The sequence below is a fragment of the Anaeromyxobacter sp. PSR-1 genome, assembly GCF_000964525.1.
In the GTDB taxonomy this organism is placed as follows: Bacteria; Myxococcota; Myxococcia; order Myxococcales; family Anaeromyxobacteraceae; genus Anaeromyxobacter.
In genome coordinates this window covers 1-10131 of sequence record NZ_BAZG01000161.1, presented here as the reverse complement: position 1 = coordinate 10131, position 10131 = coordinate 1, and the positions used below count along the sequence as shown (strand labels likewise).

The window sequence follows — 10131 nt, the reverse complement described above, 5'->3', positions numbered from 1 at the left end:
CCGGCCCGCTCCATCAGCTCGAGCGAGGGGATCCCCAGCCCGTCGATGGCGGCCCGGTCGATCGCGCGCATCTCCGCCGCGCCCACCAGCCTCATGGCCCGGCTCCCTCCAGGATCACCGCCGCGACCGCCACGCCGCCGTCGTGCGTGAGCGTGAGGTGCACGCGCGCGACGCCCATGCGCCGCGCCGCCTCGGCCGCGACGCCGTCCAGCGCCAGCGCCGGCGCGCCGGTCCCGCGCTCGACCACCAGGTCCAGCCAGCGCACGCCCTCCGGCGTGCCGAGCGCCTTCACCGCCGCCTCCTTCGCGGCGAAGCGCGCGGCGTAGCGGGTGGCGCGGTCCTGCCGCGCGTCGCAGTAGGCGCGCTCCGCCGGCGCGAACACCCGCGCCAGGAACCGCTCCGCGCGCGCCGGCGGGCCGGCCAGGATCCGCTGGATCCGGGCCACCTCCACCACGTCCAGGCCGAGCCCCAGGATCACGCCCGCTCCTCCCTCGCCGGGCGGCGCCCCGCGCTACGGGCGCGCCTCGCGCAGCAGCTCGCGCATCTCGCGCACCGCGCGCTCGAACCCCACCAGCACCGCCCGCGCCACGATCGAGTGGCCGATGTTCAGCTCCTCGATCTCCGGGATGGCGGCCACCGGCAGCACGTTCTGGTAGTTCAGCCCGTGGCCCGCCGCCACCCGCAGCCCCAGCTTCGCGGCCGCCTTGCAGGCGTCGATGACGCGCGAGAGCTCGCGCCGGCGGTCGGAGGCGAGCCGCGCGTCGCAGTAGCGGCCGGTGTGCAGCTCCACCACCTCCGCCTCGGCGCGGTGGGCCGCCTTCACCTGGTCGACGTCCGGGTCGATGAACAGCGAGACCTCGATCTCGGCGTCGCGCAGCGTCTTCACGACCTTGCGCACGTGCTCGCGGCCGCCCACCACGTCCAGGCCGCCCTCGGTGGTGAGCTCCTCGCGGCGCTCCGGCACCAGCGTGGCGATGTCCGGCTTCACCCCGTAGGCGATCTTCACCATGTCCTGCGTGGCGGCCATCTCGAGGTTGAGCCGGCTCGAGACGGTCTTCCGCAGCACCTGGAGATCGCGCTCCTGGATGTGCCGGCGGTCCTCGCGCAGGTGGATGGTGATCTGGTCGGCGCCGCCCATCTCGGCGAGCACCGCCGCGGCGACCGGGTCCGGGTACTGGGTGCGGCGCGACTGGCGCAGCGTCGCGACGTGATCGACGTTGACTCCGAGGCGTGCGGGCATGGCGGCCGGAGTCTACCGCGGAACCCGCCCCGCCGCCGGACGTTCGTGGGCCGCCCCGGCGGCGGGCCCGCCGCGCCTAGCCGATGGCCTGGCGCAGCTCGGCGGCGATGCCGTCGGCGAGCGCCCGGGCGCGCTTCCCGTCCGGCCCCTCCACCAGCACGCGCACCTTGTTCTCCGTGCCGGAGGCCCGGACCAGCACCCGCCCCTCGGCCCCGAGCGCCTTCTCCGCGGCGGCGATGGCCTTCGCCACCCCGGGCAGCTCGGCGACGGGCCGCTTCTCGCGCACCTCCACGTTGACGAGCGCCTGCGGGAACGGCTCGAAGCAGCGGGCCAGCTCGGAGAGCGGCTTGCCCTCGCGCACCATCACCGCGAGCACGTTCAGCCCCGCCGCGACGCCGTCGCCGGTGGTGACGTGGTCGAGGAACACCAGGTGCCCGGACTGCTCGCCGCCGAACGAGTAGCCGCTCCGGCGCATCTCCTCCACCACGTAGCGGTCGCCCACCGCGGTCCGCACCACCTTGCCGCCGAGCGGCGCGAGCGCCCGCTCCAGGCCCAGGTTGGACATGACGGTGGCCACCACGGTCTTCTTGGCGAGCGCCCTGCGGGCGAGCAGGTCGCGCCCCACCAGCGCCATGATGGCGTCGCCGTCCACCACGTTGCCGTGCTCGTCGGCCAGGATCACGCGGTCGGCGTCGCCGTCGAGCGCCAGCCCGAGGTCCGCGCCGTGGCGCTTCACCGCCCTCGCCATCGACTCGGGGTGCACGGCGCCGCAGGCGTCGTTGATGTTCTTGCCGTCCGGCTTCACGTTGAGCGGGATGACCTTCGCGCCCAGCTCCTCGAACACCGCCGGCGCGACGTGGTAGGCGGCGCCGTGGGCGCAGTCCACCACCACCGTCAGCCCGTCCAGCGTCAGCTCCTTCGGGAAGATGGTCTTCAGGAACTGCGCGTAGCGGCCGATGGCGTCGTCGATGCGCTTCGCCTTGCCGATCCGCGTGGCGGTGGGGCGGAGCGCGCGGAACTCCTCGGCGCCGGCGTCGTCCTCGCCCGCGTCCAGCACGAGGCGCTCGATCTGCAGCTCCAGCTCGTCCGGGAGCTTGAACCCGTCCCGCGAGAAGAACTTGATGCCGTTGTCCTGGTACGGGTTGTGGCTGGCGCTGATCACCACGCCCGCGTCGGCGCGCATCGAGTGGGTCACGAAGGCGATGCCGGGCGTGGGCAGCGGGCCGCACAGCATCACGTCCACGCCCATCGAGCAGATGCCCGAGGCGATGGCCTGCTCGAGCATGTAGCCGGAGAGCCGGGTGTCCTTCCCGATCACGATCCGGTGCCGGTGCGGCCCGCTCCGCACGATGTAGGCGAGCGCGCGCCCGAGCTGGAGCGCCATCTCGGCGGTCATGGGGTGCACGTTCGCGACCCCGCGCACCCCGTCGGTGCCGAACAGCCGGCGCGCCACCGGCGCGGGCCGGGCGGCGGGCGGCGCGTGGACGCCGTTGCGGGCGCCGGCGGGGCGGGGCGCGCGGGGTGGGGCGCCGTCGGCGGCGGGGCGGGTGCGGGTCGCGGGGGTGGTCATCGCGTCAACCTATGGGTGGGTGGGTGCGCCTTCAACCGGCGCGCGGTGGAGCTCGACGGAGCCTTGCGCAGGGTGGATCGCGTCCACGCGGAGCCCGCGCGGAAGGTGGAGCGCCTCGGAGCGGAGGTACCAGGTGGCCACCCCGGGACCGGTGCGCGACAGCTCGGCGCGGAGCGCGAGCGCGGACGGGTCGAGGGTGCGCAGGCGGGCCCACGGGCCCGAGATGGCCACGCTCACCTCGGACGGGAGCGCCGGCTCCGGGGCCAGGTCCTTCGGCAGCGTGGCCACGACCGGGACCGCGTAGGTCGCGGTGACCCGGCGCTCCCCGCGGACCACGAGGAACAGGGCGACCGCCGCCGCCACCGCGAGCAGCGCGAGCGCGAGGTCAGATCGCCGCACGGGGCGCTCCCTGCCCGGCCGGGTGGGGGCCGCTCGCGGGCGCGGGGCGCCCGGCGGGGCCGCCGGTGCCGCGCCCCTTGGTGACGAACAGTGAATAGAGCAGCGTCCGGAGCGCTTTCTCGTCGAGCGCGCGGTGCAGCGTGCCCTCGAGCGCGACCGAGACCTCGCCGCGCTCCTCCGAGACGACCACCACCGCCGCGTCCACCTCCTCGGCGAGGCCCAGCGCCGCGCGGTGGCGCGTGCCCAGCTCCTGCGGCGCCTCGGCGGCGGAGAGCGGCAGCAGGCAGCCGGCGGCGGCGAGGCGCGCGCCCTGGATCACCGCGGCGCCGTCGTGGATGGGCCCGGCCGGCAGGAAGATGGACAGGAGCAGCTCGGAGGTGACCGCCGCGTCCACGCGCAGCCCGGAGTCGATGACGTCGGAGAGGTCGGCCGAGCGCTCCAGCACGATGAGCGCGCCGTGCCGGCGCCGGGCCAGCTCCCCGGCGGCCTTCACCACCGCGTCCACCGCGCCGCGCTGGGTGGCGAGGTCGTCGCGCGAGAGCGCGGCGAGCAGGCGCGAGGAGCGGCCCAGCTCGGCCAGCGCGCGGCGGATGTCCGACTGGAACAGGACGATCACGCCGAAGATGAAGGAGTAGCTGAGGAAGTGGCCGAGCACCCAGCTCAGCGTCTCCAGCCCGGCGGCCTGCGCGCCGAGGTACCCGACGCCGAGCAGGAAGAGCCCGAACAGCACGGCCACCGCGCGCGTGCCGCGGATGACGCGGAGCACGCGGTAGACGAGGTACGCGACGAGGCCGATGTCCACCAGCGCGAGCGCGAGGTCGCCGAGGGTGACGTCGGGGCCGATGAGGTAGACGAGGATCCGCTGCAACGGGCTTCTCCGGCGCGGCAGTCTACAGCGGACCGGCCGCGCGCGCCGCTCCGCGGATCGCGGCGGCGACGTCGGCCGCCTGCCGGGCGGCCGCGACGTCGTGGACGCGCACCAGCTCGACGCCGGCCAGCACGCACGCGGTCACCGCCGCGAGCGTGCCGGGCAGGCGCTCCGCCGCGGGCGCCCCGGTGATCTTCCCGATGAAGCTCTTGCGCGAGGGCCCCACCAGCAGCGGGCACCCGGGCGTCCGGAGCTCGCCGATCCGCGCCAGCAGCTCCAGGCTGTGCCGGGCGTCCTTCGCGAAGCCGATGCCGGGGTCGAGCACCACGCGGTCGCGCGGGATCCCGGCCGCCTCGGCCCGGGCCAGCGCGGCGCGCAGCTCGGCGCCGACCTCCGCGACCACGTCGCCGTACGCCGCGCGCGAGGCCATGTCGGCGAAGGTGCCGCGCATGTGCTGCAGCACCACCGGCACGCCCGCCGCCGCGACCACGCCGCCCATGTCCGGGTCGGCGAGGCCGGTCACGTCGTTCACCAGGTCCGCGCCGGCCGCGAGCGCCTCCCGCGCCACCCGGGCCTTCCAGGTGTCCACCGAGATCGGGAGCGTGAACCCTCGGGCGCGCAGCGCGGCGATCACCGGCACCACCCGCCGCAGCTCCTCCTCGGCCGCCACCGGCGGCGCGCCGGGGCGGGTGGACTCGCCGCCCACGTCCACCAGGTCGGCCCCCTCGTCCGCGAGCCGCAGCGCGTGCGCCACCGCCGCGTCGCGCTCGAGGAAGCGGCCGCCGTCCGAGAACGAGTCCGGGGTCGCGTTCACGACCCCCATGACGAAGGGGCCAGGCCCGTCGAAGAGCCTGGCCCCGATCCGCATCCGCATCGCGAGGTCGTCTCCGGCCGGCGCCCGCCGGGGCGGGCGCCGCGCCGCTCAGGCCTTGCCCGCCGCGGGCATGCCGCCCACCGCGTCCAGCAGCCCGCCGCGCTTGCCGCCCTTCTCGGCGGCCGTCGGCACCATGGGCTTCGCCGGCGGGGGCCGGCTGATGGTGCCGCCGCCCATGAGCACGTCGATGTCGGCGGCGTCGAGCGTCTCGTACTCGATGAGCGCGTCGGCGATGGCGTTCAGCAGCGGCTGGTTCTCGAGCAGCACCTTCTTCGCCCGCTCGTACTGCTCGGTGACGATCCGGTGCACCTCGGCGTCGATGTCGCGCGCGGTCTGCTCGGAGTAGTTGTGCGCGGTCGCCATCTCGCGGCCGAGGAAGACCTCGCCCTCCTTCTTGCCGAAGGCGAGCGGGCCCATCTTCTCGCTCATGCCCCACTCGCACACCATGGAGCGGGCCAGGTTGGTCGCGACCTCGATGTCGTTGCCGGCGCCGGTGGTCTTCTGGCCGAAGGTGATCTCCTCGGCGAGCCGGCCGCCCATCAGGATCGCCACCTGGTTGAGCGCGAACTCCTGGTTGAGGTTGAGCCGGTCCTCCTGCGGGAGCTGCTGCGTCAGGCCCAGCGCGCGGCCGCGGGGGATGATGGTCACCTTGTGCACCGGGTCGGTGCCCGGGAGGATCTTCGCGACCAGCGCGTGCCCCGCCTCGTGGATGGCGGTGGTGCGCTTCTCCTTCTCGGAGATGATCATCGAGCGCCGCTCGGTGCCCATGATCACCTTGTCCTTCGCGAACTCGAAGTCCTCGATGGCCAGCTTCTCCTTGTTGCGCCGCGCGGCGTAGAGCGCCGCCTCGTTGACGAGGTTCTCGATGTCGGCGCCGGAGAAGCCCGGGGTCCCGCGCGCGATCTGGGTGAGGTCCACCTGCGCGTCGAGCGGGGTCTTCTTGGTGTGCACCTTGAGGATGCCGAGCCGGCCGTTGAGGTCGGGGCGCGGCACCACGATGCGGCGGTCGAAGCGGCCCGGGCGCAGCAGCGCCGGGTCGAGCACGTCGGGCCGGTTGGTGGCGGCGATGAGGATGACGCCCTCGTTCGACTCGAAGCCGTCCATCTCCACGAGCAGCTGGTTCAGCGTCTGCTCGCGCTCGTCGTGGCCGCCGCCCAGGCCGGCGCCGCGGTGGCGGCCGACGGCGTCGATCTCGTCGATGAAGATGATGCAGGGGGCGTTCTTCTTGCCCTGCTCGAACAGGTCGCGCACGCGGCTCGCGCCGACGCCCACGAACATCTCCACGAAGTCCGAGCCGGAGATGGAGAAGAACGGGACGCCCGCCTCGCCGGCCACGGCGCGGGCCAGCAGCGTCTTGCCGGTGCCCGGCGGGCCCATGAGCAGCACGCCCTTCGGGATGCGGCCGCCGAGGCGCGTGAACTTCTTCGGGTCCTTCAGGAAGGAGATGATCTCCTCGAGCTCGTCGCGCGACTCGTCGATGCCGGCCACGTCCGCGAACGTGATCTTGTTGTGGTGCTCGGTCATCAGCTTCGCGCGCGACTTCCCGAAGCTCATCGCCTTCCCGCCGCCGGACTGCAGCTGGCGCATGAAGAAGAAGATGAGCAGGAACACGAAGACGAGCGGCAGGTACTGCAGCACCACCGTCACCCAGAGCGAGTTCTGCTCGGGCTTCTGGTAGGTGAGGTTGACGCCCTTCTCGCGGAGCTTCTCCGCGATGGTCGCGGAGGCGTCGATGGGCCCGGTGGTCACGAAGTCGGAGCCGTCGCGCAGGTGGCCGAAGTAGTCGAGGTCCTTGACGGTGACCTCCTTCACCTCGCCCGCCTCGACCTTCGACATGAACTGCGACCAGTTGTAGGACTTCGCTTCGCGCCCCCGCTGCTCGAACAGCTTCCAGAGCGCGATGAACATCACGATCAGGAAGACCCAGAGCAGGGCGGTCTTGTAGGACTGTCGCAAGGCTCGATTTCCCCTTCGGTGGAGCGTCGATCGACCGGAACCGACGGCGAGGTCCGACTCTTCCGCACCGCGCCCCGCGCCGCCAGGCGCCCGGCCAGGCGACGCCCGGGCCAGGTGCCCGTTATAACAGGCCCTCACCCCCTTTGCAGTACGAGCCGTCCGTCCCCGGCGCGGCCGAAATGCGCACGCGCAGCCCGGCGCCCGAAGGGCCCAGCCCTTCCGCGACGGCGCCCAGCTCCGGAACCGCCAGGATGGCGTCCCCGGGTGCGGCGAGGAGCACCAGCCGGTCGCGCGCCTCGCGCGGCACCTTCCGGTCGATGAGCCAGCGCTTCAGCTTCGTCCCGCCCGGCCCGCCGTCCGGCCGGAAGCGATCCCCCGGGCGGCGGGTGCGGAGCGTGAGCGGCCAGGGCACCGCGTCCGGCCGGGCCGCGCCGACCTCCACGACGATCCGCAGCCCCGGGAGCGCGTACCGCCCCGGCCCCGGGACGTCCACCGGCGCGACCTCCGGGGCCGGCGCCGCCGGGCCCTCGAGCAGCTCCAGCCGCCCGTAGCGGCACCGCGCCCGCCGCCCGCCCGGCAGCGCGATCTCGCGGGGCCGCCCGCGACGGAGCAGCGCCAGCACCGCCGCCACGTGGTGCGCCTCGAGCGCCCTTCCGCTGCCGGTCGCCGCGCGCCAGAGCCGCCGCACCACCCGGCGCCGGACCGCGAGCGGCTCGCCGCGGAGCGCCGCCACGTCCACGGCGGCGCCGTCGCCGGCGACCGCGCGCGCCCGCCGGTCGAGCGCGCGCTCGTCCTCGCGGGCCAGGTCGGCGGCGCGGGCCAGGGCGCGGTCCGCCGCGGGAGCCACCGCCCGCAGGAGCGGCCAGAGCTCGAGCCGCAGCCGGTTCCGCGCGTAGCGGGGGGCGGCGTTCGTGGGATCGTCGGCCCAGCCCAGCCCGAGCGCCCGCAGGTAGGCGTCCCCCTCCGCGCGCGTGCGGTCGATGAGCGGCCGGATCACCACCCCGCGCCGCGGCGGGATGGCCCCGAGCCCGCGCGCGCCGGCGCCGCGGAGCAGGCGCAGCAGCACGGTCTCGGCCTGATCGCCGAGCGTGTGGCCGGTGGCGATCCGCGTCGAGCCGGCGCGGGCGGCCGCCTCGCGGAGCGCCGCGTAGCGCACCCGCCGCGCCTCGGCCTGCACGTTGCCGGCGCCCACCGCGAGGCGCCGCTCCTCGAGCGGCACGCCGAGCCGTGCGCACGCGGCCCGGGCCGAGGCCGCCTCGGGCTCGCTGCCCGCCCGCAGGCCGTGGTCCAGGTAGAGCGCCCGCACCTCCGCGAGCGCCCCCGCGTCGCGCAGCGCGGCCAGCGCGGCGAGCAGCGCGGTCGAGTCGGCGCCGCCGGAGAGCGCGACGAGCACGCGGTCCGCGGGGCCGAACAGGCGCCGGCGACGGGCGGTCTCGAGGACGGCGGCGGGGTACGGGTGGAGGTCAGGGGATGGCATGCAGGCGGGGCTCCTCGGCCCCGGCGCGGAGGCGCGCGGGTCGGGCGCGCACCGAGCCCCGAACCGCGCCGGGAATGCGATCGCCGGCCGACGGGTTCGAGTGGCTGGAGCGCGCAGCCTGCCGCCTTCCCCGTCGCAGCGGCAAGTTGTGGGATCCGTTGTGGAATGCGATGTTGGGTCGCCGGTGTTGACGACCGCGCAGGATGGGACAAGTTTGTGGCGCTGGGCCTAGGGGTCCCCCCCTCCCCCTCTGGGCCCACGGAGAGCCGGCAGCGATGCCGGCTCTCTTCTTTCGTGCCGCCCGACCCGGCCCATCACCACGCCTCCGTTCCCAGCATCCGCGCGGGGATTTCCTGCGCTCGCGCCCGCCTCGCCGCGCATCGGGCGAGCGAGACCCCGTCGCGCCAGCCTCACGGTGGGTGCGCCCCGTCGGGTGGATGAAAGCTTGACCGACGGAGCGATCCCAGCGTACAACGCCGTCGTTTGCCCCACAGCATGGAGCAGTGATGGCCGGCACCGACAAGCGCAAGCAGTCCCTGTACTTCCCCGAGGACATGCTGAACGAGATCCAGGCGGAAGCGAACCGGCAGGATCGGTCGCTCTCGTGGATCGTCCAGCAGGCCTGGCGCATCGCCCGCGGCGAGATCATGCGCTTCCCGTCCGTCAACGACGTGCTGTCCGGCGTCGCGCGGGAGGACGAGCGCGAGGAGAAGGGCATCTAGCAGCCGCGGCCCTCGCCGCCGACGTCTCGAGAGCTTTCGCGAGCCCGCACCGGTCCATCCGGTGCGGGCTCGCCTTTTTTGCGTCGGTCTTTTGACCCGGGGCATGGGCGGGCAGTACCCTCGCCGTGCCCCCCGCCCCCGACCTGCCGATGCGAAAGCCCCCCCTGCCCGACCCTGCCGCGGCGCCGTCCGAGGACGGCTTCGTCGAGATCGACGACGACTCCTACGCCCCGCCCGCCGACCTCGACGGCGACGGTCCGGCGCGCCCCCGCGCCCCCTCGCCCGGCGCCTCGCGGCCGCCCCGCCGGTCCCGGGTGACGCTCCTCGCCGGCGCGGGCGTGGTCCTGCTCCTCGGGGCCGCGCTGCTCGCCTACCGCGCGCACCACCGCCGGCAGGCGCTCCAGGCCGGGATGCAGCGCGCCGAGGAGCTGATCCGCCTCGACACCGCGGCGGGATACCGCGAGGCGGCGGACCTGCTGGAGCCGCTCGCCGCGCTCGACCCGCTGGACGCCGGCAGCCTCCGCGCGTACGCGCTCGCGGCGCTGCACGTGGACTACCGCGACGAGGCCGCCGGCGCGCAGGCCGAGGCGCTCCTGGTCGAGCCCGGCCGCGCCGCCGAGGTGCCGCGCTGGGCCAGCCTGGCGAGCGGGACGCTCGCGCTGTCGCGGCGCAGCCTCGGCGACGCCACCGCCGCGGCCGCCGCGGCGCAGGGCTCGCGCTTCGCCGACGCGCTGCAGGCGCGCATCGCGCTCGCGGCCGGCTCGCTCGCGGCCGCGGCCGACGCCGCCCAGGCCGCCGCCGCCGATCGCACGCTGCCGGCCGGCCTCGCCCTGCACGGCGACGTGGCGCGCCGGGCCCGAGGGGACGCGGCCACCGCCCGCGCCGCGTACGCGGCCGCGCTGACCGCCTCGCCCACCCACCCGCGCGCCGCCTACGGCCTCGCCAAGCTGGCCCTGGCCGGCGAGGCGCCGGCGGCCGACGCGGTGAAGGCGCTGGAGCGCCTCGTGGCGGACACCGCCGGCACG

At 75.3% G+C, this 10131-nt stretch carries 10 protein-coding genes; 2 read left to right on the top strand and 8 right to left on the bottom strand.

All coding sequences use genetic code 11. From position 1 onward, the window contains the following. Window positions 1–91: 91 nt before the first annotated feature. The 8 genes from PSR1_RS18255 to tilS all read right to left on the bottom strand — a co-directional run bounded on the left by PSR1_RS18255 (window position 92) and on the right by tilS (window position 8384). Complete coding sequence (locus PSR1_RS18255; RefSeq protein ID WP_059438869.1) at window positions 92–478, bottom strand: holo-ACP synthase; 387 nt, start codon at window positions 476–478, stop codon at window positions 92–94. A 33-nt stretch (window positions 479–511) separates the two neighbouring features. After that, window positions 512–1240 carry a pyridoxine 5'-phosphate synthase gene (locus tag PSR1_RS18250; RefSeq protein ID WP_059438868.1) on the bottom strand — a complete coding sequence of 243 codons (729 nt, stop codon included), beginning with the start codon at window positions 1238–1240 and terminating at the stop codon, window positions 512–514. Window positions 1241–1316: 76 nt separating this feature from the next. Then, entirely contained in the window at window positions 1317–2810 is a 1494-nt protein-coding gene (gene glmM / locus PSR1_RS18245) for a phosphoglucosamine mutase (protein WP_237758129.1), read from the bottom strand. Window positions 2811–2819: 9 nt separating this feature from the next. Further along, window positions 2820–3209 carry a hypothetical protein gene (locus tag PSR1_RS18240; protein ID WP_059438867.1) on the bottom strand — a complete coding sequence of 130 codons (390 nt, stop codon included), beginning with the start codon at window positions 3207–3209 and terminating at the stop codon, window positions 2820–2822. Then, a complete protein-coding gene (gene cdaA, locus PSR1_RS18235; protein ID WP_059438866.1) occupies window positions 3196–4077 on the bottom strand; it encodes a diadenylate cyclase CdaA in 882 nt (293 codons plus the stop codon). The genes PSR1_RS18240 and cdaA overlap by 14 nt, the downstream gene beginning before the upstream one ends. Window positions 4078–4099: 22 nt before the next feature. Continuing rightward, window positions 4100–4951, bottom strand: coding sequence for a dihydropteroate synthase (gene folP / locus PSR1_RS18230; RefSeq protein WP_082100300.1), 852 nt, complete (start codon window positions 4949–4951; stop codon window positions 4100–4102). Window positions 4952–4999: 48 nt separating this feature from the next. Further along, window positions 5000–6907, bottom strand: a complete 1908-nt coding sequence (gene ftsH, locus PSR1_RS18225) for an ATP-dependent zinc metalloprotease FtsH (RefSeq protein WP_059438865.1) — start codon at window positions 6905–6907, stop codon at window positions 5000–5002. A 121-nt stretch (window positions 6908–7028) separates the two neighbouring features. Further along, window positions 7029–8384 (bottom strand): tRNA lysidine(34) synthetase TilS, encoded by a 1356-nt coding sequence (gene tilS / locus PSR1_RS18220; RefSeq protein ID WP_059438864.1) that lies wholly within the window; start codon window positions 8382–8384, stop codon window positions 7029–7031. A 506-nt stretch (window positions 8385–8890) separates the two neighbouring features. Between tilS and PSR1_RS18215 the strand changes: the two genes are divergently transcribed. Both PSR1_RS18215 and PSR1_RS18210 read left to right on the top strand, forming a co-directional pair. Beyond that, window positions 8891–9106 carry a TIGR04563 family protein gene (locus tag PSR1_RS18215; protein ID WP_011420549.1) on the top strand — a complete coding sequence of 72 codons (216 nt, stop codon included), beginning with the start codon at window positions 8891–8893 and terminating at the stop codon, window positions 9104–9106. 149 nt (window positions 9107–9255) lie between these two features. Continuing rightward, a partial coding sequence (locus PSR1_RS18210; protein ID WP_059438863.1) for a hypothetical protein occupies window positions 9256–10131 on the top strand: 876 nt, incomplete at its 3' end.

Excerpts from the sequence above, each read along its gene's own strand:
- PSR1_RS18250 (WP_059438868.1), bottom strand. The coding sequence starts at position 1,240 with ATGCCCGCACGCCTCGGAGTCAACGTCGATCACGTCGCGACGCTGCGC.
- glmM (WP_237758129.1), bottom strand. The coding sequence starts at position 2,810 with ATGACCACCCCCGCGACCCGCACCCGCCCCGCCGCCGACGGCGCCCCA.
- folP (WP_082100300.1), bottom strand. The coding sequence starts at position 4,951 with ATGCGGATGCGGATCGGGGCCAGGCTCTTCGACGGGCCTGGCCCCTTC.
- tilS (WP_059438864.1), bottom strand. The coding sequence starts at position 8,384 with ATGCCATCCCCTGACCTCCACCCGTACCCCGCCGCCGTCCTCGAGACC.
- PSR1_RS18215 (WP_011420549.1), top strand. The coding sequence starts at position 8,891 with ATGGCCGGCACCGACAAGCGCAAGCAGTCCCTGTACTTCCCCGAGGAC.